We start from the raw sequence: 22,366 nt of genomic DNA on the forward strand, positions 1-22,366 counted from the left end.
TATGAGTTTAAGTATGGAGATGATATTGTGAAAGTAGGGGATATTGTAGTAAGGAAATCTTATGGAGGAGACATTACCTTTAAAATAATAGATATTATAACTAGTGATGATAAGGATTTGTATTTACTTAAGGGGATAAACTTAAGAATAGAAGCAGACTCTCTAAGTGAAGATTTACAATTAGTATCAGAGAATAAAATTAGTGAAATAGATAAGGTTTTTAATAAAAAAGTAAATGCATCTATTAAAAGAGTATTAATGAATAGGATTAAGGGAACTAAAGGGTACAGAGGGACAGCTATAGATATTACTGGAAGAATTAAAGATTCACAATTAAGGGAAGAAAGATACAAAGAATACAAAAATAAAGATATGATTTTCGGAAGACCAGGTAAAATACTACATGTTGACGGCGATGCAGAATATCTAGAGGTTTGTTTGAAAACCTATAAACAATTATCTTTAGAGGCTGTAGGTAGAGTAATAGAAGAAAAAGACCAACCGGATCAAATAGTAAATTTAGTAAAAGAAATTAAGCCGGATATAGTGGTAATAACAGGGCATGATGGTATGTTAAAAGGAATAACTGATTATGTGAATTTAGATAATTATAGAAATTCAAAATACTTTGTAGAGTCGGTTATAGCTCTTAGAGCTTATAATAGTAATTATGATGATTTAGTTATATTTGCTGGAGCATGCCAATCTTGCTATGAAACACTTTTAGATGCTGGTGCTAATTTTGCGTCTTCTCCCAGTCGGGTATTAATACATTGCTTGGATCCAGTTTTAGTTGCTGAGAAAATAGCATATACAAATGTAGAAAATGTTGTAGCTATAGAAGATGTTATACAAAACACTATAACAGGAATTAAAGGTGTAGGTGGACTTCAAACTAGAGGTAAATATAGAGAGGGGTTTCCAAAGTCCCAGTATATATAACCTATAAAGCTTTTTAATAAACATAAAATTATTATGTTGCTAAATATTATAAGCTTCCACATCTTGTATGGGAGCTTTGTTTATAAAAATGAATATGTATTTGATTAAAGGAGATACTATAGGTGTGTATTTAAATGGTTAGAAAACGGAGAAAAATCAATTGTGAGTGTAAAAATATATAAAAATTCGTTTTGTTAACATAAATTTAACATTGACAAAATTGTTGTAGTAGTGATAAAATAATAAGTTGCTTGACAATAATATATATATAGTGTATAATGTATAATGTGGAGAGAAGGTGCTTGCTGTGGAAAAAATAAATGTATTGACTTCGATAAAAGATGAAATAGAAAGTCATGTTGGTGAAAGAGTAACATTAAAAGCTAATGGTGGAAGAAGAAAAATTCTTGTAGATAATGGAGTTATTGAAAAGACATATACAAGTATTTTTGTTATTAGACTAGACAATGACACCCACAGGACAGTGACATATAGTTATTCTGATGTTTTGACAAAAACAGTTCAAATAGTTTTTGCAGGATAAAACGATACTTTATTTCAGTATCGTTTTTGTTTTTATAAATTAATCTTAAGCATGTAAACTAATATACTGACTGTTGTTGGTTGTTTAGACTTAGCTTATATAAGATTAACAGGGCATATATTAAATAGAATGCATTTAGTTTTTATAACAATGCAATCAATTTAATATATGCCTTTTTTTAGCTAATAAAAAGAGGATGTGAGATTTTGTAAATGAAAAATATATAAAGCGACTTATATAAATCACTTTATAAGGAATTATAAAGAATATTGTAATACGAATAAAAGTGTATAATATCATATTTTCTTTACTATTTCTATATATATTAACAGTAGGTATTTTAGGTAGATAACAACCCATAACGTTACCTACCAATAGAAATACAAGGAGGTATAATATGGATATAAGTTTAATAAGAGAAGATATAGAATATGAACAACTGTTAGGAGAAAACACTGCTGATACGGTAGTGAAAGAAGAATATGTAATACCCGATACCCACCCAGATGTTAAGCAAATCCTTATGCTAGATGTTAAAGCTTCTATAAACTCTAAAGAGATAATTCAAGATAAGGTATATTTAGAGGGGCAGATTAAATATAATGTACTTTATATTACTAAAGATCAAGAACGCACTGATGTGGAAAATGTTGAATATAGTTCCAAATTCTCAAATACAATAGATATAATGGGTGCTAAACCAGAAATGCTTTGTGATGCTGAGTGTTTTGTAGAACATATGGAATGTAAAATAGTAAATGAGAGGAAAATATGTCTAGAAGGTATTTTGAGATTAAAATCTGAAGTATATAAAAATTTTAATTTTCAAATAGTTAAAGATGTTGAAGTTGTTAAAGATGTTCAATATTTGAAAAATCCTACTAGCATAGATAAGGTCATAAGAAATTTTAACGGAGAACTTATTGGCAAGGCTAATATAAAAATTCCAATGGATAAACCTGAAGTTGCTAAGGTTATAAAATGTGATGTTAATATCCATAAGAAAGAAGTAAAACTGTACGAAGAAAAAATTCTAATTAATGCTTATGCTAGTGTAAGCATTATTTATAAGGGAAGAGACAGTAGAGAATTAACGTATATTGAACATGATGTTATGCTCAATAAAGAATTAGAGTTTAAAGATGTAAACCCATATATGGAAAATTATACGGATTTCAATGTAGATGCTATGGAATTTGATATTAAAGAAGATGATTTAGGGGAAAAAAGAATTATAGATGTAGAGTTTATGATAAAGACAAGTACTAGAGCTATGCACAAAGAAGAAGTGGATATAATTGAAGATGTATATTCACCAACTACTAATTTAGAAATGGATAAAAAAGATTTTGGTCTTAATGTAATGCAAGGACAATTATTAACTGAGACATTAGTTAAGGGAGATATAGAAATAGATAATGATATGGCAAAGCCTAGTAAGATAATTATGTGTAATGCCAGCGTTTGTGTAACAGATAAAAAAGTCATTGAGGATAAGGTTATAATTGAAGGTGTAATGAATGTAACAGTATTATACAGAAGTGATGATGAGGAAAACTATTTATCGGCCGTATCAGATGAGATTCCTTTTACCTGTGGTGCTGAGATATTAGGTGCTAGGATAAATATGAGTAGCATGTGTAAGGTATCGCTTGAAAATATAAATGCAGATATTGATGCAGGAAATATATCGGTTAGAGCTGTAGTGAAGGTATATGTAAGAGTAAATTATATGTTGCAGAAGAAGTTTTTAGTTGATGTTTTCCCAATGGATGGTGAAATACCTATGAAAAAAGCTAGTATTACTATTTATGTAATTCAATCTGGGGATACATTGTGGAAAATTGCTAAAAAATACAATACTACAATGCAAGAAATTGCAAGAGTGAACGGAATAGACGATCCTAATGTTATAAAAATTTCGCAAAAGCTTATAATACCAGGTAGAGTAATTATTTAATTTAAACCCCCATGATGTTTTTACACATGGGGGTTTGTTATTGTCTTATTTAAATTATATGTAGCAATATTATATTTGTTGTAATATACTAACTTTATTAGTAATATTTCATCCGTTTTAGTGGATGGTGCCACTTTAGGGATATTTATTAGAGTTGGAGGGAAATAATGTTAGTAAAAGCTTATGGGAAAATAAATATATCTTTAGATATAGTAGGTAAAAGAGAAGACGGATATCATTTATTAAAAATGATTATGCAAAGTGTAGATCTATACGATTCTATTTCCTTTGAAAAGTGTAGTAAGGGTATTAATATAAGCTGTAATAAACCCTACATACCTGTAGATGAGAAAAATTTAATGTATAAAGCTGCAAAACTCTTTATGGATACTTATAATGTTATCGGAGGTATAAATATACATCTAAAAAAAAATATTCCTGTAGCAGCAGGGATGGCAGGTGGAAGCACAGATGCAGCAGCGGTTTTTAAAACACTTAGAAAGGTGTTTAAAGTAGAAGTAGATGACAATGAAATTATGGAGTTAGCCTTAAAAATAGGTGCAGACGTTCCTTACTGTATAGTTGGGGGGACTGCACTATGCGAAGGTATAGGAGAAGTTATTACTCCACTGGTGCCTTTTAAAAATTATATTTTAGTATTGGTTAAACCTAATTTTGGTGTATCCACAAGGGAAGTTTACAAAAGCTTAGATACTAGTAAAATTTATAAACATCCAGACACAGAAGGCTTAATAAAGGCTATGGAAGAAGAAAAATTACAAGATGTATGTAATGGTATGAAAAATTTACTTGAAAACGTTACACTAAGAAAATATCCGGTTCTTAAAAGAATAAAAGAGGATATGATTAAAATGGGTGCAATGGGAGCAATGATGAGTGGAAGTGGACCAACAATATTTGCCTTTTTTGACGATATGTTAAAAGCCCAAAGATGTTATGATAAATTTAAAATTCAATATAAAGAAGTATATATTACAAGAACAATTTAGATACAATTCTATATGAAATATAAAAACGTGTAAAAGCCTGTTGGTTTTGCATGTTTTTTTTTATTTTCATGACACTAGTGAATATTTTTTAGCCCTGTCGTAGAAACTAGTTATATATTTTATAAATCATAATGAAATAGGGAGCAAAGTGATGAAAATCTTAGATTTATTTGACGCATATTTTTTAGTGATGATGTTAATTCAAGGAACTGTTGTGGTTACTGTGGATGTCAGGAGTTTTAAGAAATCTCATATGGACAGTACTAGAAAAAAAGCAAGTTTTTTAGGATGGTTTGCAATTATAGTTTCTATAATTCTATTTATACTTAGGTGGATATTTTAAATCGCTTGAAATGTAAGGTATACAGTTCACTTATAACATTTAAGGAAGTGGAGCATAATGAAAGAAAAAATTGAAGACAAAATTGAGCTACAAGTAGAAAAAAATATAAAGTATTTAAAAGAACTTCTAGAGGATAACTCAGATGTTGTTTTTAGAACGTTTAAAGTTGGAGGGTGGACAGCGGCCTTAGTTTACATAGACGGAATGGCAGATAAGCTGTTATTGGATAATTATGTATTGGAACCATTGATGCTATGTTCAAAGGGCATAGAAGATGTAGAACAAATAAAAGACCAACTACTAGCAGTTAGCGATATGCGGGAAGTGAAAAAATTAAGTGAAGGAGTTAATGCTGCTCTTTCTGGCGAGACGTTAATGTTTATAGATGAGTTAGATTGCGCCTATGTTATTGCTACGCGTCTTTGGCCAGCTAGAGGAGTAGGAGATCCATCTGGTGAAACAGTAATCAGAGGAGCAAGAGATGGGTTTACAGAGACTGTAAGATTCAATACTGTTTTAGTTAGAAGACGAATTAGAGATACTAGGCTAAGAATTAAATCTAAAGCCATAGGAGCTAGATCTAAAACTGATGTTGCTATTATGTATATTGAGGATATTGTAAATAAAGAGGTGCTTAAGGAGCTTCAAGATAGAATAGAAAAAATAGATATTGATGCGGTTTTTGATTCTGCCTACATTGAACAGTTAATAGAAGATAATAAATATTCTCCTTTTCCTCAAATACAAAGTACTGAGAGGCCTGATGTAGTAGCAGCAGCTTTATACGAGGGTAGAGTAGCATTGCTTGTAGATAATTCTCCTTTCGCAATTATTGTTCCGTGTACTTTGCCTAATTTATTTCAATCACCGGATGATTATTATCAAAGATGGATGCATGCTTCTATAGTTAGATTTATTAGGATGATTTCTATACTTATTTCCCTTACTGCTCCGGCGCTTTATGTAGCGGTTACATCTTTTAATACGGCTATAATACCCACTAAATTAGCATATTCCATAGCTGCTTCAAGGGAAGGGGTCCCATTTCCTGCGTTTATAGAGGCTATAATTATGGAGCTGTTTTTAGCCCTCCTTATGGAAGCTGTGGTTAGACTACCAAGACCCATTGGAGCTACTATTGGCATTGTAGGAGGACTTGTTATAGGGCAATCTGCAGTAAGTGCAGGAATAGTTAGCCCTATTATGATAATTATTGTGGCAATTACAGCTATTACTACATTTGTAACCCCGAATTATGAAGTTACTTCGGCGTTTAGACTTTCAAGATTTTTACTTATTATTACGTCTGCAATTGCAGGTCTTTATGGAATAATAATGGGTCTCATTGTGCTTCTTATTCATCTAGTTAGACTGAAAAGTTTTGGAATTCCTTATTTAGCGCCGGCGGTTAATGTTAATGTAAAAGATCTAAAAGATATGTATATTAGAGTGCCTATATCTAAGCTAAAAGAAAGGCCCAAATACATGAAAACGGGAGATAAGATAAGACAAAAATAATTTAAATCATCATCTTTGTAAGTGGAGGCGAAAAATCATATTATGCGGCATAAAGAAATAATCGGAGACTTTGGTTTATTTAGTACCATAGTGGTAGCTATAGTAGGAATAGGAATATTTTCAAGTCCTAGAGACGTTATAGATAAAGTAGGAAGTGATGCATGGATAGTTACTTTAATGGGCGGTGCAGTAATTTTCTTATTACTGTATCTTATATACATGGTTATGAAGAAAAATAATTTTGAACAGTTTACAAATATATTGCAGAACAATTTTGGTAAGATGCTGGGAGGAGCATTTGCTATTATCTTTGCACTTTATAGTATATTTATTGTTTCTCTAGGAATGAGGGAATTTGCTGAAGTAATTAAACTATATTTGTTAAGGAAGACCCCTACGGAATTTGTTTTGATAGTTACTATTTTAACCGCAACCTACTTAGTTAGAGGTGAGATAGTTGATTTAGTTAAATTTAATGAAGTTGTATTTTGGATTATGTTCATTCCTATGATTATAGTTTTTATGCTTATTGCAGTGAATGCTGATTTTACAAATTTGTTACCGGTGATTAATAATAAGCCTTCTGAATATTTTAAGGCTTCTAAATATATTTTACTCTGCTTTGGGGGGCTTGAAATAGCGTATCTTATTCTTCCTTATGTGAAGAATAAGAAAAATGCGTCCCGGGTGTTAAGGAGGAGTATTGTATTTGTAACAATATTTTATGCAGTTGTAATGATGCTTGTTTTAGCGGTGTTTTCAAAAGAACAGAGCAGGATATTATTATGGCCAACTATTTCTATGATAAGGTCTTTAAATATACCAGGTACATTTATAGAACGCTGGGAAGGCGTAGTAATGGCATTTTGGGTATTTTTTTATTTTACTACCTTTGTTAACACTTATTTCTTTTCTGGCGAAATTATAAAAACTGTATTTAAATTAAAAGACATTAAATTATCTTCACTTTTAATTATTCCTATTGTTTATATGGTAGCGTTATATCCGGAAAATATAGCAGAACTTTACACTTTAGAGTTTGAAACAACACCTGTATTATTAACGGCTATATTTGTTTTTGTAATCTTACCGATACTTATCTTACTGGTTGGGAAAGGTAAAGAGAGGAGGAAATCTGCCAATGAAATTTAAGAAGGTTTTACCGGTTATACTCAGTTGCGTGTTACTTAGTGGGTGCTGGGATAAAATAGAAATAGATAGGCTTAATTTCATATCCACTATAGCGGTTGACACAGGAGAAGACATTGATAAAGAGGAAGAATTAAAAAAAATCAATCCAGAAGAGCCTTTTGCAGAGGGGAAAATTAAAAAAATTAATGTGACCTATGGATTTCCAGATATGAGTATGCTAGGGGCAGAAAAAGCTGGAAGTGCAGAGGAAAAATATATTAATACTGAGGCGTCCTCTATGGGAGATGCTGTTTCAGAAGCTATGGCTAAAAGTAGTAGAGATATATATATGGGGCATGCTAAGTTACTTATATTAAGTAGTAATTTATTAGAATATAAAGAAATCGTTAAGGAAATAGTGGATTATTTGCAAAGAGATCCTAACATAAATAGGATGCTTGATATAGTTGTCTCGGAAGGCACAGCTGAGGATTGTATAAAATTCAAACCAAATATAGAAAAAAGTGCTCAAAATTACATTTCTGGACTTATGGCTAATAGTAAGAGGAATTCTAGGATTCTGAGTATGAATTTGAATGAATTTCTTATTCTTTTAAGTGAAAATGGGAATGTGTTATTACCTAGAATAACTTTAGATAAAGAAAAAAATGAATTGATTTTAACTGGGGCTGCTATAATTAAAGATTATGAATTAAAAGGATATTTTAATGCCTTAGAAGTACTGGACATTCAAATGTTAAGTGGTAAATTTAATTTTGGAAAAAAAGTTATTTATATGGACGGACATCCTGTTGATTACTTAATAGACGGATGTAAACGAAAAATCACGGTAGATGAAAAGGGAGATAAGTTAGCCATTAATATAGATTTAAATATTGAGGGCCAAATAGGGGGATATTATGTAGGCAAAAAAACACTCCAAAAAAGTGAGTTAGAGAGTTTTCAAAATATATTTAACAAGTCTATTTCCTTAGAATGTGAAGAGATTATGGAAATATCTAAAACAGAATTTGAGATAGATCCATTTGGAGTACGTGAATATATTGAGAAATTTAAACCCTCCCTATGGAATAAAATAGAAGGTAATTGGAATGGAAAATATAAAAATGCTTCAGTAAATGTAAATGTTAATACTAAAATACGAAGAGTTGGAGCAGTTCAGTGAATATAGTTACAAAAAAATGGTAATAATTCTAATATAAATCATTGTATTCGGGGGTGGATCACTATGAAAAAATTTATATTAACAAGCGTTGCCATAATTATTATCATTTCTATAGCTTTAAATACAAACAATATAAGTGGAAAGGCAAGCCAAAGTGATGTTGCAGGTAAACTTATAAGGTTTCATGTAATAGCTAATAGTGATGATAAGGTAGATCAGGAGTTAAAGTTAAAAGTAAGAGATGCTGTTTTAGAATATGTATCACCAAAACTTATAAATAGTAGGAGCATAGAAGAGTCAAGAGTGATTATAAATAGTGAAGATAAAAATATAAAAAAAATTGCAGCAATGGTTATAAATAAAAATGGATTTAAATATTCTGTAGATACAACTCTTTCAGAGGAATATTTTCCAGTTAAATCCTATGGAAATATAACGCTTCCTCAGGGGCAATATGAAGCTTACAGGATACTTATTGGTAGTGGAAGAGGACAAAATTGGTGGTGTGTTATGTTTCCACCATTATGTTTTGTAGATATTACAAAAGGAGAGGTAGCTTTAGAGGAAACAGAAAGTGATATGAAAAGCGTATTGTCAGAGGATGAGTATGAATTAATAGATAATACTAAAGACAACAAAAAAATAGTTGTGAAATTTAAATTTATGGAAATTTTAAATGGATTATTCTCTTAAATAAATTATCAAGGAAATGCTAGGAGGAAAACTAATGAAAATGATAAAGAGAAGGATGTTGTATACAAGTGCTGTGACTATTATAGTTGTATTTTCAACTACTTTTGCTATACTAATGTATTTGGAAAGATTAGATTATAGAAATTATCTTCAAGGTCAATATAGTAAAAATATGTATGAACTTGTTGATTCTGTGCAAAATATAAGAGTGAATCTGGGTAAAGCTGCTATTGTAGGGTCTAGAGAACAAAGTATAGTAGTGTTTGAAGAGATTTTTAGATTTTCGGCAACTGCAAATGATAAGTTACATTCCTTACCACTTGATCAATCAGTGGTTGGAGACACTAGTGAATTTTTAGCTCAAGTAGGAGATTTCTGTTATACTTTAGCAAAAGTAGCTTCACAAGGGAAGGATCTTAATAATAAAGAATATGATTTTATTGATGAATTAGAAAGGCAATCTTATACTCTTCAGGAACAATTAAATGGGGTGCTTTCAGAAATAAATGAGGGAAAAGTAAAATGGGGAGAGATTAGGAAAAAAAGTAGTGGGGTATTTGCAAAAGCAGGGGATGACCTTATGACTAAAAAATTCAAGGGAATACAAAAGCAAATAGTTCAATATCCAGCATTAATTTATGATGGGCCTTTTTCCGACAATATATTAGAAATAGAGCCTAAAATAATAAAACAAAAGGAAGTAAGTGAAAATGAAGCTATTAAAATAATAGAAAATATATATGGAAAAGATAAAATTGTAAACATTGAGAATAAACCAGTAGAAGGGAAAACTAGAATACCATCATATACCTTTAATATAACATTTAAAGGAAGAGAGAAAAATGATGGCGTGGCAGTGATAGAAATAAGTAAAAATGGAGGAAGAATAGTATATTTATTAGATAATAGGTCTATAGGAAAAAAAGCTATAGATATAAAAGATGCAATAAAAGGTGGCAGCGCCTTTATCGGAAAAATAGGCTATAAAAATATGGAACCTACATATACGTTGAATTATGAAAACACGGCGGTGGTAAGCTATGTGTATAACCAAGGAGAAGTAGCAATTTATCCAGATCAAGTAAAACTTAAGATTGCACTAGATGATGGCAGCATTATAGGAATTGAATCAGAAAAATTTTTAGTGTCTCATGTCGAGAAAAGAGAGATTACAGAGCCGAAAATAACCATTGCAAAAGCACAGGAAAAGGTTGGTAAGAGACTTAAAATAAGTAAAATTAGTTTAGCTATTATACCCACTGAGAATAATATAGAGGTTTTGTGTTATGAATTTTTAGGCTCATATAAGGAAAAAGAATTTATAGTATATATTGACACAAGTACTGGGTATGAACAAAGAATAATAGAAATAATAGATACTCCTAATGGTAAGTTAACTATTTAGGATACGTCCTTTAGTATAAATAAGAGAGGATATATTGCATAAGTTGCACATATATCCTCTCTTGTATTGAGTTGATTTATAATCTTGATTTTTTAAATAGATGCAAAGTAATATATATAAATGTTATAATAAGATATAATGATGAATTTATTTGATGAACTAATGATTTTATTATTCATAAAATAATTATTATAGTTATAAGGAGAGATAGTCAATGAAAAAGAAAATAGCAATTTTATTTGGTGGACAGTCTACTGAACATGAGGTTTCAAGATCATCAGCAACATCAGTATTAAAAAATATTGATAGGACAAAATATGATATATATCCTATAGGGATAACAAAGGAAGGATTATGGTTTAAGTACACTGGGAATACAGATAACATAGAGAGCGGAGAATGGGAAAAAGATGAATCTAATAAAACACCAGAAGGCCAAAACATTATTTTTAATAAAGAGGTAGATGTAGTATTTCCAGTAATGCATGGGCTATTTGGAGAAGATGGAACAATTCAAGGTATGTGTAAAATATTTAATATTCCTTGTGTGGGACCTGGAGTAATGTCTTCTGCTATTTGTATGGATAAAATTTATACGAAGTACTTATTGGAAAATTTTAATATAGTGCAAGCTGATTACGTAGTAATTAATGCTTATGAGTATGCAAAAAATAAAGATATATCTATAGAAAAAATAGAGAAGAGATTAGGCTATGATGTATTTATTAAGCCATCTAATGGTGGGTCTTCTGTGGGGATAACAAAAGCTCATAACAAAGAGGAATTAACACTTGGACTTTTCGAAGCACTAAAACATGATAGAAAAGTTTTAGTTGAAAAGGCTATAAATGCTAGGGAAATTGAAGTGTCTGTACTAGGTAATGATTATCCAGAAGCATCTATTCCGGGTGAAGTAGTCCCAGCAAAAGAATTTTATGATTATGAAGCTAAATATAAAAGTGAAGCATCTGTGCTTTTAATACCTGCGGCACTCTGCGAAGCTAAACTTGAGACCATAAGAGAGCAGGCTATAAAAATTTATAAAATATTAGATTGTGCTGGCATGGCAAGAGTGGATTTCTTAGTTGATAAACAAACTGAAGATGTTTATTTAAATGAGGTTAACACTATACCAGGCTTTACTAAAATAAGTATGTATCCTAAAATGTGGGATGCTACAGGTAAAAAATTTGGAACGCTTATTGACGAACTTATTAAACTTGCTATAGAAAGAAATAATAAATAATAAATACAGGGTCGGGAGGAGAAAATTTATGACAACAGCTTTAGCTATGATTTCTGGAGGGCTAGATAGTATACTCGCAGCAAAACTTGTAAAAGATCAAGGGATAGAAGTTATCGGAATATGTTTTAAATCTAATTTTTTTAATGAGGAACATGCATTAAAAATGGTTAAACAAATAGATATACCCTTAGAAGTTATAGATTTTTCAGACGAGCATTTTGAAATGGTAAAAAAACCGAAACATGGACATGGTAAAAATATGAATCCTTGTATTGATTGCCATGCTATGATGATGAGACATTGTGGAGTGCTACTGGAAAAATATCATGCGGATTTTATCATAACAGGAGAAGTTTTAAATCAAAGACCTATGTCTCAAAATAGGTCAGCCTTAGACATAGTGAAAAATGAATCTGGTATAGGGAGTAAAATATTGAGGCCTTTAAGTGCTAAAAATCTTAATCCAACTGAAATGGAGATAAATGGCTTAATAAATAGAGAAGGACTTATGGATATAAAAGGGAGAACCAGAGGTGTCCAAATGGGATTAGCGCAGAAGTGGGGGATTGTAGACTACCCATCACCAGCTGGTGGGTGTAAACTTACTGACCCTAATTACGCTTTAAGACTTAGGGACCTTGTAGAGCATAAACAAGATATATCTGTAATGGATTTAGAATTACTAAAAATAGGAAGACATTTTAGACTGTCTAAAGACGCAAAGATTATATCTACAAGAACACAAGAAGAAGGAGAAATTTTAAATCAATTAATAACGCAGGAAGATTTGAAATTTTTAGCAGCGGATTATATTGGATCTACGATAGTTATAATCGGTAAAGAAACTAAGGCCGATATTGAATTTGCAGCAAAAGTTACAGGACGGTATTCTAAGGGTAAAGACGAGAAAATCATATCTGTTAAATATGGTAGATGTGATAATCCACTAAGTGAGTCTATAGAAGCAGTTCCTGCTACAGAAGAAGAAATAAGCCAATATATTTTAATTTAGTGAGGGGTAAATTTATGGATAAAAATGCTATAATTTCAGTTGTTAGCAAACAAGCTGACAGCAAAGATGAAGAGGATACAATTGAAGTGGTGACACCTGGTAAGTTTTATAAACAAGATAATTCTTATTATGCAATATATGAAGAGACGGAGATTTCAGGAATGGAGGGAACTACTACTACATTAAAAATTGATGAAGAAAACTTCACACTGATAAGAACCGGAACAACTACAACTGAAATGAAATTTAAGAAAAATGGAAGGGATTTAACGCTATATAATACACCGCATGGAGCTTTAGATCTTACAGTGGATACTAAGGAATTGAAAATGAAGGTGGATAATAACGGCGGAGATGTGTTTATAGATTATGATATGATGATAGGAAATCAACAAGTTTTAAGTACCAAACTTATAATTAATATTAAAGCTCAATAGAATTAAAGTATATCTAAAATAAAGGCTATGTTCTATATAGAACATAGCCTTTGCTATTATAAAAAATCTTTAATAAAATCTTCAAAAAAAGAAAAACAAAAAAAGCACTGGTGAATGACAAAAAAGTATGATAAGATATTTATATGGTTTTTGCAAACACATATACCAGTTTACTATACGATTGTTTTTATAGGGTAATTTCTATTATAGAACCATAAAGAACATCTGTCAAGCTTTTTTTAAAGTTTTATATAGGTATCCATTTGTCAAAATCAAATTAGAATTAAAATATACAAGTTGTAATGAACAATAACAACATTGGAGGATTAATTATGAGTACTAAGTACATATTTGTAACAGGAGGGGTAGTTTCATCCCTAGGAAAAGGAATAACAGCTGCTTCGCTTGGAAGGCTCTTAAAGAATAGAGGGTTAAAAGTTTCTATTCAAAAATTTGACCCATATATTAATGTGGACCCAGGAACTATGAGTCCCTATCAGCATGGAGAAGTTTTTGTAACAGATGACGGTGCAGAAACAGATTTGGATTTAGGACATTATGAGAGATTTATCGATGAAAATTTAAGTAAGAGTAGCAACGTAACTACAGGCAAAATATATTGGGCAGTTATATCAAAAGAGAGAAGAGGAGACTATTTAGGTGGTACAGTGCAAGTAATACCGCATATAACTAATGAGATAAAAGAAAGAGTCTATAGAGTAGCTAAAGAAAAAGATGTAGATGTGGTTATAACTGAAATTGGTGGAACTGTTGGAGATATTGAATCGCTACCATTTTTAGAGGCTATAAGACAGGCTAAATATGAAGTAGGGATAGAGAATTCTTGCTTTATACATGTTACATTAGTACCATATTTAGCTAAGGCAGGAGAACTTAAAACTAAACCAACTCAACATTCTGTAAAAGAGTTAAGAAGTATAGGTATTCAACCTGACATCATAGTATGCCGCTCTGAAAAGGAAATATCTGATGATATGAAGGCTAAAATTGGTCTGTTCTGTAACTTAGAAACGGACTGTGTAATTCAAAACTTGGATGCTGAGAATTTATATGAAGTCCCTCTTATGCTTCATAAAGAGGGGTTGGATACTCTTGTTTGTAAAAAATTAAAACTGAGTTGTGATGAAACAGATAACAGTGAGTGGATTTCTATGGTACATAGATTAAAGAATTTATCTGGTGATGTAAAAATAGCATTAGTGGGAAAATATGTAGAACTGCATGATGCCTATATTTCTGTGGTTGAGGCATTGAGCCATGGGGGTCTTTACAATGATTCTAATGTAGAAATTAAATGGGTAAATGCTTGCGATGTAACATCTGAAAATGCAAATGAAATATTGGGTGATGTGGATGGGATACTGGTCCCAGGAGGATTTGGTGACAGGGGAATAGAAGGTAAAATCGAGGCTACAAGATATGCTAGAGAAAATAAGGTCCCATTTTTCGGAATATGTCTTGGTATGCAGTGCGTCGTTATAGAGTATGCTAGAAACGTTGCAGGACTGAGTGGAGCTAATAGTTCAGAGCTTGAGGTTGAAACTAAGTATCCTGTAATAGATTTAATGCCAGAGCAAAAGGATCTAGATGAAAAAGGTGGAACTATGAGACTGGGGCTATATGCATGTAAATTAGCTAAAGACTCTAATGCACATAAAGCATACAGTGATGAAGTGATATATGAGAGACATAGACATAGATATGAATTTAACAATGAGTATAGAAAAATAATAACTGATGCAGGACTTATCCTTTCAGGAACAAGCCCAGACGAAAGATTAGTTGAAATAGTTGAAATTAAAGATCATCCTTGGTTTGTTGGAGTTCAGTTTCATCCTGAGCTTAAATCTAGACCTAACAAACCACATCCACTATTTAAGGATTTTATTAAGGCATCATTGGAACATAATAAATAAGAATTAAAATTTCCGTAAATTTCAAGTCTAATTTAGAAGGAATTTCATAAAATATATAGAATTAAGTATAAAACACTTTAATGAAATTAAAACACTTTAATGAAATTAAAACACTTTAATAAAAAAATACCTTGGGTTTTTATAACTTACAATAATATGGAGGTGGGGTAATTGATATTCGATACTAATATTGCTATGGCTTTAAAGGATTCTAATGGTCAATATAAGGTTTGTGAACTTACAATATTTGAATTAGAGAGTATTAATACTAGATTTCCCTCTTTAAACCTTAAGGTTAATAAAGGTAATGAAATAGTAATTAAAATCAAGTGCTCACTATGTGGTGAAGATCATTCTTATCATTATAATATTAAAGAGCTTCTTAAAAGGAATATGGTCATAGGGGGATGCGAGCAACTAGCCTTACCTATATTCTTTATTGGGAAGAACAAAACGGTTATTGAAAAAGTAAATGAACATAGGAAGACTATAGAGAAAATTTATGCTATGATATAAAATGAATGTAATAGGTTATAAAATGCACATAAACTTTTAGTGGTTTATGTGCATTTTTAATATAGTGGATTAAAATTATAAAATAGGATATAATTAAAATAGTATATCATTTCTAAAAAATTCATTGGATAGCAAACACGTTTTTAAATTTCCATGATATTTATTAAATAGATATTATATAAAATACCCTTCGGAGGTGCAGATTTTTGATAAATAAAAATGTTGATACCATGACAGTAGTCGAGCTGCGAGAATATTGTAAAGAGCTTGGCGTTAAAAATATTTCTAAGCTTAAAAAAAGCGAGTTAATTCAGGAAATAAAGAAAATAACGCCAATATCATTGCAAAGGGATGGAGTTATTTTAAGAGAAAAAATAAGTCCCAAAATCACTTCTACAGTTCAAACTAATTCTATAGAGAATTCAGAAAAACAAATTCTAAGCAAGCCAATTCAAAAAAAAGAAATTCAAAAAGAAAAAATCCCCAGTGCAGACGTAGATACTGGTTTTAAGAATCAAAATGAAAATAAAAAAGAGAAATTACAAGAAATGATAAATGAATCAGGGGCAGCAAGAGGAGTTCTAGAAATAATTGAAAATAATAGTTATGGGTTTTTAAGAGGAAATAACTATTTATCAGGTCAGGATGATATTTATGTTTCACCATCTCAAATTAGACGATTTAATTTGCAAACTGGAGATGAAGTAGAAGGTAAAGTTAGAACACCTAAGGAAGGTGAAAAATTCAAAGCACTATTGTATGTACAAGCAGTAAATGGTGAAAATCCAGAAAGAGCTGTTGGTAGAAGACCTTTTGAAAGGCTAACTCCTATTTATCCAACGCAAAGATTGACGCTAGAAACTAGTCCCAGTGACTTGTCAGCAAGAATCATGGACATTATTTCACCTATAGGTAAAGGTCAGAGAGGCATAATTGTAGCACAACCTAAGGCAGGAAAAACAACACTTCTTAAAAAAATTGCTAATAGTATCTCTATAAATCACCCTGAAGTAAAATTAATTGTTGTTTTAATAGATGAGAGGCCAGAAGAAGTTACTGATATGCAAAGATCAATTAAAGGTGAAGTTATTTATTCAACTTTTGATGAAGAACCAGATCATCATACAAAAGTAGCTTATATGGTACTTGAAAGAGCTAAAAGAATGGTGGAACAAGGGCAAGATGTAGTTATTCTGTTAGATAGTTTAACTAGACTTTCGAGAGCTTACAATTTAACTGTAACACCTTCAGGTAGAACACTGTCCGGTGGTCTGGATCCTAGTGCACTTTTAATGCCAAAGAAATTTTTTGGAGCAGCTAGAAATATCGAAGAAGGTGGAAGTTTAACAATACTTGCTACTGCACTCGTAGAAACAGGAAGCAGGATGGATGATATGATTTTCGAAGAATTTAAGGGTACGGGTAACATGGAAGTTCACTTAGATAGAAAGCTTCAAGAAAGAAGAATATTCCCAGCGGTTGATATTTATAAATCAGGAACAAGAAGAGAAGATTTATTGCTTACTAAAATTGAAATGGAAACTATATATAATTTAAGAAAGATAATGTATAGAGAGGGTAATGCTCTAGGCGTAACAGAAAAGCTTCTGAATTTATTGGGTACAACTAAAAGTAATAAAGAATTTTTTGAAATGATAAATAAGAATTTTGAATTATTAGCTAGATAAAATAATTTAAAGTACATATTGTTAATTATTTATTGGTTATTTTAAAAATTACTTATATAAATGAAAAAATGGAAAAGATAATTAAATCTTTTCCATTAATATATTATTCTACGTCGTCACTTTTAAGGTTGAATTTTTTCATGAATTTATCAACTCTTCCACCAGCATCGATATTCTTTTGCTTCCCAGTGTAGAATGGATGACATTTAGAACATACGTCTACTTTAAGTTCTTGTTTAGTAGATCCTGTAATAAAAGTGTTTCCACATGCACATTTAACAACTGTATCATTATGGTATTCTGGGTGTATTCCTTCTTGCATATTTTTCACCTCTTTCAAAAAAAATATATATCCGTATTGTCAACTATTCAATTTTATCATAGAATGAATAATTAAGTCAACAGTAATAAAATTAATTTTTACTTTAATATATTGTATATATTTGATAAAATGTACTTGCTGGAGTATTTTTGTTCCAGTAATAAAATATATGTAAAAGTTTTATGGAATTATATGTGCACTTAAGGTCTTATTTTTAAGTTTTAAAAGAAGGATTAACAAATTGGAGGTAAAGTTATGTACGGACCAAAAAATCATGGCTGGGTGGAAGTTATTGTAGGGCCTATGTATAGTGGAAAATCTGAGGAATTAATACGTAGGATAAGAAGAACTAAAATTGCAAAACAAAAGGTACAAGTTTTTAAACCGCAAATTGACAATAGATTTAGTAAGGAAGATGTGGTTTCTCATTGTGGAGTTAAGGAAGAAGCAGTTCCCGTTAAAGATAGTGCAGAGATATTAAATCTTATAGACGCGGATACACAAGTTGTTGCCATTGATGAGGTCCAATTTTTTGATTTAGGAATAATTGATATAATTACTACTTTAGCTGATAATAATAAACGAGTTATTTGTGCAGGACTTGATATGGATTTTAGGGGAATACCTTTTGGACCGATACCTGCCCTCCTTGCTACAGCTGAATTTGTTAATAAAATCCAAGCTATTTGTGTAGTATGTGGTAATCCAGCTACTAGAACTCAGCGTTTAATTAATGGAAAACCAGCTAAGTATGAGGATCCAATTGTGTTAATTGGGGCTACAGAATCCTATGAAGCTAGATGTAGAAAGTGTCACATTGTTCCTAGGGAAGGGGTGTAATTATGGCTAGAAATGTAAGCGTTGGAGGTCAGGCAGTAATTGAAGGAGTTATGATGAGAGGGAGTAAGGGAATTGCCACTGCGGTAAGAACTGCGGGGGGAGAAATTGTAGTGGAAAAAAAGGATTATACATCTTATACTAAAAAGAATAAGGTTTTGGGACTTCCAATAATAAGAGGATTCATTTCGTTAATTGAATCTTTGATTATAGGTGTACAAACTTTGAATTACTCAGCTTCTTTTTTTGAAGAGGAGGAAGAACCTTCAAAACTAGATAAATGGTTAAAAAAAATATTTAAAGAGAAAAGTAATGATGTGATTATGGGAATATCTCTAGCTTTTTCACTTGTTATATCAATAGGATTATTTTTTGTTTTGCCAACTCTTGTAGCTAGCATTTTTAGCAAAATGGGTGCAGGTGTAATGACTTTGAATATTGTAGAAGGAATTATTAGAGTTTCAATATTCCTTGCATATGTGTATCTAATAGGAAAGATGGAAGATATTAAAAGAGTGTTTGAGTATCATGGTTCAGAACATAAGACCATATTTTGTTATGAAAGTGATATGGAATTAACACCAGAGAATGCAGCTAAATTTGGTAGGTTACATCCAAGATGTGGTACAAATTTTTTGTTTTTAGTAATGATAGTTAGTATAATAGTGTTTTCTTTAACAGGTTGGAATTCAATTTGGGAGAGAATAGCATATAGGATTATACTTCTTCCTGTAATTTCAGGAGTAAGTTATGAAATTATTAAATGGATGGGAAAAAGCACAGGCACATTAGCTAAAGTTCTCTCTTACCCAGGGCTTAAATTACAAAATCTAACTACTAGGGAACCGGATTTATCACAACTTGAGGTGGCAATAAGTGCCCTTAAAGCAGCTGAAGGTATTGAAGTATAATGAACATAGGAGAAATACTCATTGAATCCTATGCAGTCTTAAAAAAAGTTGAGATTGAAAGCTATATATTGGATTCACAGCTTATACTTTCTAAGGTTTTAAATGTGGATAAATTGTTCATAATGCTTAATAGAAATGTTGACCTCAACCCGGAGCAGGAAGCAGAATTTTCACGGTTAATTCAGCTAAGAAAAGACAAGATGCCTGTAAAATATATTCTAGGAGAGTGTGAATTTATGGGCATGAATTTCATAGTAAGACCTGGAGTTCTAATACCGAGACCTGATACAGAAATTTTAGTTGAAGGTGTTATTGAACGTATAAATAAGAGCGCTTATACGAAGGTTTGCGATGTCTGTAGTGGAAGTGGTGCTATTGGGATTGCTATAGCTGAATTTGTTAAAGATACCAAGGTAAAGTTGTATGATATATCCAGCGATGCGGTATCTATTTCAAAATCTAATATAGAAAGATTTGAATTGTCTAAAAGAGTACATGCGGAAATTAGTGATTTATTGCAAACTGCTATAGATGAAAATGAAAAGTTCCAAGTGATAGTTTCTAATCCTCCGTATATAAGAGATGAAATTATACCAAGTCTTATGGAAGATGTAAAGAATTATGAACCATATATAGCTCTTAGTGGTGGTGAAGATGGGTTGGATTTTTATAGGAAAATTACAGAGCAAAGTTTACAGGTTTTAGAAAAGGGTGGGCTACTGGCTTTTGAAATAGGATATGATCAAAGAGAACAGGTTGCAGAAATACTTTTAAAGTCAGGATTTGTGGAAATACAATGTATTAAAGATTTATCTGGAAATGATAGAGTTGTTAGTGCCAATTTAGCTGGATAAGTCATTTATATTCAATTTGTATGTTGCAGCTAAATGTGATACAATGAACAATGTGAAAATATATATACGGAGTGATAAAATGTTAGATAGACTAGAGTTTACAGAAAATAAATATGACGAACTTAATATGAAAATTAGTGACCCTTTAGTTATTGCTAATCAAAAGGAATGGCAAAAACTAATTAAAGAGCAGGCTGAAGTAGAAATACTTGTTATGAAATATAGAATATATAAAAAAGCTAAAGAAGATATAGATACAAATAAAGAAATGCTTAGAGAAGAATCTGATAAAGAAATGAAAGATATGATTCAAGCTGAAATTAAAGACTTAAATGAAATTAAAGAAAATGTAGAAGAAGAAATTCGAATTTTGCTTTTACCTACGGACCCAAATGATGCAAGAAATGTATTTGTGGAAATCAGAGGAGGTGCAGGTGGAGATGAAGCAGCGTTATTTGCAGCAAATCTATTTAGGATGTACACAAGATATGCAGAACGTAATAATTGGAAAGTTGAAGTAATGAGTGCTAATGAAACTGACATCGGTGGATTTAAAGAAATAGTATTTATGATAAGAGGCGAATCTACCTATAGTAAATTTAAATATGAAAGCGGAGTTCATAGAGTTCAAAGAGTTCCAGACACAGAGTCAAGTGGAAGAATTCATACCTCTACGGCTACGGTAGCTGTTTTACCAGAGGTTGATGACGTAGATATTGAAGTTAATGCTATTGATTTAAAAATAGATGTGTTTAGAGCATCGGGAAATGGAGGTCAGTGTGTTAATACAACAGATTCAGCAGTGAGAATGACACATTTACCTACAGGAATTGTAGTTTCTTGCCAGGATGAGAAATCTCAGTTGAAGAATAAGGCTAAGGCACTAATCATACTAAAATCCAGATTGTATAATAAAGCTGAGGCCGAAAGATCTGCAGGAATAGCTGAAGATAGAAAGAGTCAAGTAGGTACAGGAGATAGAAGTGAGAGAATAAGAACCTATAATTATCCCCAAGGAAGAGTAACAGATCATAGAATAGGGCTAACCCTATATAGATTAGATGATTTTCTTGATGGAGATATAGATGAAATGCTAAATACATTAATAACTGCTGACCAAGCAGCAAAGATGAAAGCTATGGGTAATAATGATTAATAGTTATTAAATAAATATGTATTAATATAATTGAAGGGTGAAATTATGAATATAAATAAAGCCATTAGAAAGCAAAAGAAAACTTATAAACGTTTTATGCTATCAATGTGCTTTATTTTTGTTTTATTACCAATTATATTAATAGTATCAAAGATTATAAATATGTTTTTTGTAATATATTTAGTTTGCATCGAGCTTATGATTACTTTTGTTATGCTTTTAAGATTTAATGAGGAATTTATGGAATTTAAACTTGAGGGCTACAAGATAAGTATATGGTGTGGGATTGCAAAAGTTAAATTTATTATTATATGTAATAAAGTTGCTTTAATTCACACTATAAATCAAGGTAAGAATTTAGAAATTATTATAATAACAAAATCTAGATTTAGAAATAAAAAGGTTATCCCTATAGATTTAAAATTTTTACGAAAATATCCTTATGTGGCTCAAATGTATAATAAAATCAAAATTTCAGATCTAGAGCAAGAATATTACTACATTACTATTAGTAATGGCGGATTTAGGAAATATAATTTATTAGATGATCTATATAAATCATGTGTTGGAGCATTTTTTTCAGATGATACTATAGAGAAAATTAAAGAATATAGAGAATACAGCATAAACCCCCGCGGGTATAAATAAGATTAATATATATAGATAAGTATAGTGCATAAAAGCTTCTATACTTATTTTCTTATAGAAGTGGGGGTAG

The 22,366-nt window shown here is 31.0% G+C and carries 22 protein-coding genes; 21 read left to right on the forward strand and 1 reads right to left on the reverse strand.

Annotated features, from left to right (window positions below; genetic code table 11):
- Positions 1 to 27: 27 nt before the first annotated feature.
- From yabG to rho, 16 genes are all read left to right on the forward strand, one after another.
- Complete coding sequence (yabG, locus tag ACREWB_RS04275) at positions 28 to 942, forward strand: sporulation peptidase YabG (RefSeq protein WP_431546239.1); 915 nt, start codon at positions 28 to 30, stop codon at positions 940 to 942.
- A gap of 307 nt (positions 943 to 1,249) precedes the next feature.
- Positions 1,250 to 1,486 (forward strand): Veg family protein, encoded by a 237-nt coding sequence (locus ACREWB_RS04280; protein ID WP_291640420.1) that lies wholly within the window; start codon positions 1,250 to 1,252, stop codon positions 1,484 to 1,486.
- Between the two features lie 397 nt (positions 1,487 to 1,883).
- Positions 1,884 to 3,446: a DUF3794 and LysM peptidoglycan-binding domain-containing protein gene (locus tag ACREWB_RS04285; RefSeq protein WP_431546240.1), complete on the forward strand. Its 1,563-nt coding sequence runs from the start codon at positions 1,884 to 1,886 to the stop codon at positions 3,444 to 3,446.
- A 167-nt stretch (positions 3,447 to 3,613) separates the two neighbouring features.
- The gene (gene ispE, locus ACREWB_RS04290) at positions 3,614 to 4,456 is read left to right on the forward strand and encodes a 4-(cytidine 5'-diphospho)-2-C-methyl-D-erythritol kinase (RefSeq protein ID WP_431546242.1); all 843 of its coding nucleotides are present in this window, start codon (positions 3,614 to 3,616) and stop codon (positions 4,454 to 4,456) included.
- 151 nt (positions 4,457 to 4,607) lie between these two features.
- Positions 4,608 to 4,799 carry a CLC_0170 family protein gene (locus ACREWB_RS04295; RefSeq protein WP_431546243.1) on the forward strand — a complete coding sequence of 64 codons (192 nt, stop codon included), beginning with the start codon at positions 4,608 to 4,610 and terminating at the stop codon, positions 4,797 to 4,799.
- 57 nt (positions 4,800 to 4,856) lie between these two features.
- Positions 4,857 to 6,317 carry a spore germination protein gene (locus tag ACREWB_RS04300; RefSeq protein ID WP_431546244.1) on the forward strand — a complete coding sequence of 487 codons (1,461 nt, stop codon included), beginning with the start codon at positions 4,857 to 4,859 and terminating at the stop codon, positions 6,315 to 6,317.
- 42 nt (positions 6,318 to 6,359) lie between these two features.
- Positions 6,360 to 7,469 carry a GerAB/ArcD/ProY family transporter gene (locus ACREWB_RS04305; RefSeq protein WP_431546246.1) on the forward strand — a complete coding sequence of 370 codons (1,110 nt, stop codon included), beginning with the start codon at positions 6,360 to 6,362 and terminating at the stop codon, positions 7,467 to 7,469.
- Positions 7,459 to 8,634, forward strand: a complete 1,176-nt coding sequence (locus tag ACREWB_RS04310; RefSeq protein ID WP_431546247.1) for a Ger(x)C family spore germination protein — start codon at positions 7,459 to 7,461, stop codon at positions 8,632 to 8,634. The genes ACREWB_RS04305 and ACREWB_RS04310 overlap by 11 nt, the downstream gene beginning before the upstream one ends.
- 63 nt (positions 8,635 to 8,697) lie before the next feature.
- On the forward strand, positions 8,698 to 9,327 hold the full coding sequence (gene spoIIR, locus ACREWB_RS04315; protein WP_431546248.1) for a stage II sporulation protein R: 630 nt from the start codon (positions 8,698 to 8,700) through the stop codon (positions 9,325 to 9,327).
- Positions 9,328 to 9,361: 34 nt separating this feature from the next.
- Positions 9,362 to 10,732, forward strand: coding sequence for a germination protein YpeB (ypeB, locus tag ACREWB_RS04320; protein WP_431546249.1), 1,371 nt, complete (start codon positions 9,362 to 9,364; stop codon positions 10,730 to 10,732).
- A 214-nt stretch (positions 10,733 to 10,946) separates the two neighbouring features.
- Complete coding sequence (locus ACREWB_RS04325) at positions 10,947 to 11,978, forward strand: D-alanine--D-alanine ligase family protein (RefSeq protein ID WP_431546250.1); 1,032 nt, start codon at positions 10,947 to 10,949, stop codon at positions 11,976 to 11,978.
- 28 nt (positions 11,979 to 12,006) lie between these two features.
- Entirely contained in the window at positions 12,007 to 12,990 is a 984-nt protein-coding gene (locus ACREWB_RS04330) for a tRNA 4-thiouridine(8) synthase ThiI (protein WP_431546251.1), read from the forward strand.
- Positions 12,991 to 13,004: 14 nt separating this feature from the next.
- Positions 13,005 to 13,427, forward strand: a complete 423-nt coding sequence (locus ACREWB_RS04335) for a YwiB family protein (RefSeq protein WP_431546252.1) — start codon at positions 13,005 to 13,007, stop codon at positions 13,425 to 13,427.
- Between the two features lie 332 nt (positions 13,428 to 13,759).
- Complete coding sequence (gene pyrG, locus ACREWB_RS04340; protein WP_431546253.1) at positions 13,760 to 15,364, forward strand: CTP synthase; 1,605 nt, start codon at positions 13,760 to 13,762, stop codon at positions 15,362 to 15,364.
- Between the two features lie 171 nt (positions 15,365 to 15,535).
- A complete protein-coding gene (locus tag ACREWB_RS04345; RefSeq protein ID WP_431546254.1) occupies positions 15,536 to 15,880 on the forward strand; it encodes a hypothetical protein in 345 nt (114 codons plus the stop codon).
- A gap of 206 nt (positions 15,881 to 16,086) precedes the next feature.
- Complete coding sequence (rho, locus tag ACREWB_RS04350) at positions 16,087 to 17,568, forward strand: transcription termination factor Rho (RefSeq protein ID WP_431546255.1); 1,482 nt, start codon at positions 16,087 to 16,089, stop codon at positions 17,566 to 17,568.
- A 103-nt stretch (positions 17,569 to 17,671) separates the two neighbouring features.
- Here rho and rpmE read toward each other — a convergent pair whose 3' ends face one another.
- Positions 17,672 to 17,890: a 50S ribosomal protein L31 gene (gene rpmE / locus ACREWB_RS04355; protein WP_431546256.1), complete on the reverse strand. Its 219-nt coding sequence runs from the start codon at positions 17,888 to 17,890 to the stop codon at positions 17,672 to 17,674.
- A gap of 255 nt (positions 17,891 to 18,145) precedes the next feature.
- On the opposite strand from rpmE, the gene ACREWB_RS04360 reads away from it, so the two are divergent.
- From ACREWB_RS04360 to ACREWB_RS04380, 5 genes are all read left to right on the forward strand, one after another.
- Positions 18,146 to 18,730, forward strand: a complete 585-nt coding sequence (locus tag ACREWB_RS04360; protein ID WP_431546257.1) for a thymidine kinase — start codon at positions 18,146 to 18,148, stop codon at positions 18,728 to 18,730.
- Positions 18,731 to 18,732: 2 nt separating this feature from the next.
- Positions 18,733 to 19,638 (forward strand): DUF1385 domain-containing protein, encoded by a 906-nt coding sequence (locus ACREWB_RS04365; RefSeq protein ID WP_431546258.1) that lies wholly within the window; start codon positions 18,733 to 18,735, stop codon positions 19,636 to 19,638.
- Positions 19,638 to 20,492: a peptide chain release factor N(5)-glutamine methyltransferase gene (prmC, locus tag ACREWB_RS04370; protein ID WP_431546259.1), complete on the forward strand. Its 855-nt coding sequence runs from the start codon at positions 19,638 to 19,640 to the stop codon at positions 20,490 to 20,492. The genes ACREWB_RS04365 and prmC overlap by 1 nt, the downstream gene beginning before the upstream one ends.
- A 79-nt stretch (positions 20,493 to 20,571) precedes the next feature.
- Positions 20,572 to 21,648, forward strand: a complete 1,077-nt coding sequence (prfA, locus tag ACREWB_RS04375; RefSeq protein WP_431546260.1) for a peptide chain release factor 1 — start codon at positions 20,572 to 20,574, stop codon at positions 21,646 to 21,648.
- A 45-nt stretch (positions 21,649 to 21,693) separates the two neighbouring features.
- A complete protein-coding gene (locus ACREWB_RS04380; RefSeq protein WP_431546261.1) occupies positions 21,694 to 22,296 on the forward strand; it encodes a hypothetical protein in 603 nt (200 codons plus the stop codon).
- The last annotated feature ends 70 nt before the right edge of the window (positions 22,297 to 22,366 follow it).

It is taken from the genome of Clostridium sp. (assembly GCF_050717635.1).
Lineage (GTDB): Bacteria > Bacillota > Clostridia > Clostridiales > Clostridiaceae > Clostridium_AD.

Coding starts and splice junctions, on each gene's coding strand:
- prmC (WP_431546259.1), top strand. CDS start 19,638: ATGAACATAGGAGAAATACTCATTGAATCCTATGCAGTCTTAAAAAAA.
- ACREWB_RS04365 (WP_431546258.1), top strand. CDS start 18,733: ATGGCTAGAAATGTAAGCGTTGGAGGTCAGGCAGTAATTGAAGGAGTT.
- spoIIR (WP_431546248.1), top strand. CDS start 8,698: ATGAAAAAATTTATATTAACAAGCGTTGCCATAATTATTATCATTTCT.
- ACREWB_RS04325 (WP_431546250.1), top strand. CDS start 10,947: ATGAAAAAGAAAATAGCAATTTTATTTGGTGGACAGTCTACTGAACAT.
- ACREWB_RS04295 (WP_431546243.1), top strand. CDS start 4,608: ATGAAAATCTTAGATTTATTTGACGCATATTTTTTAGTGATGATGTTA.
- ACREWB_RS04285 (WP_431546240.1), top strand. CDS start 1,884: ATGGATATAAGTTTAATAAGAGAAGATATAGAATATGAACAACTGTTA.
- rpmE (WP_431546256.1), bottom strand. CDS start 17,890: ATGCAAGAAGGAATACACCCAGAATACCATAATGATACAGTTGTTAAA.
- pyrG (WP_431546253.1), top strand. CDS start 13,760: ATGAGTACTAAGTACATATTTGTAACAGGAGGGGTAGTTTCATCCCTA.
- ispE (WP_431546242.1), top strand. CDS start 3,614: ATGTTAGTAAAAGCTTATGGGAAAATAAATATATCTTTAGATATAGTA.
- ACREWB_RS04360 (WP_431546257.1), top strand. CDS start 18,146: ATGTACGGACCAAAAAATCATGGCTGGGTGGAAGTTATTGTAGGGCCT.
- ACREWB_RS04300 (WP_431546244.1), top strand. CDS start 4,857: ATGAAAGAAAAAATTGAAGACAAAATTGAGCTACAAGTAGAAAAAAAT.
- prfA (WP_431546260.1), top strand. CDS start 20,572: ATGTTAGATAGACTAGAGTTTACAGAAAATAAATATGACGAACTTAAT.
- ACREWB_RS04330 (WP_431546251.1), top strand. CDS start 12,007: ATGACAACAGCTTTAGCTATGATTTCTGGAGGGCTAGATAGTATACTC.
- ACREWB_RS04305 (WP_431546246.1), top strand. CDS start 6,360: ATGCGGCATAAAGAAATAATCGGAGACTTTGGTTTATTTAGTACCATA.
- ACREWB_RS04380 (WP_431546261.1), top strand. CDS start 21,694: ATGAATATAAATAAAGCCATTAGAAAGCAAAAGAAAACTTATAAACGT.
- ACREWB_RS04310 (WP_431546247.1), top strand. CDS start 7,459: ATGAAATTTAAGAAGGTTTTACCGGTTATACTCAGTTGCGTGTTACTT.
- ypeB (WP_431546249.1), top strand. CDS start 9,362: ATGAAAATGATAAAGAGAAGGATGTTGTATACAAGTGCTGTGACTATT.
- ACREWB_RS04335 (WP_431546252.1), top strand. CDS start 13,005: ATGGATAAAAATGCTATAATTTCAGTTGTTAGCAAACAAGCTGACAGC.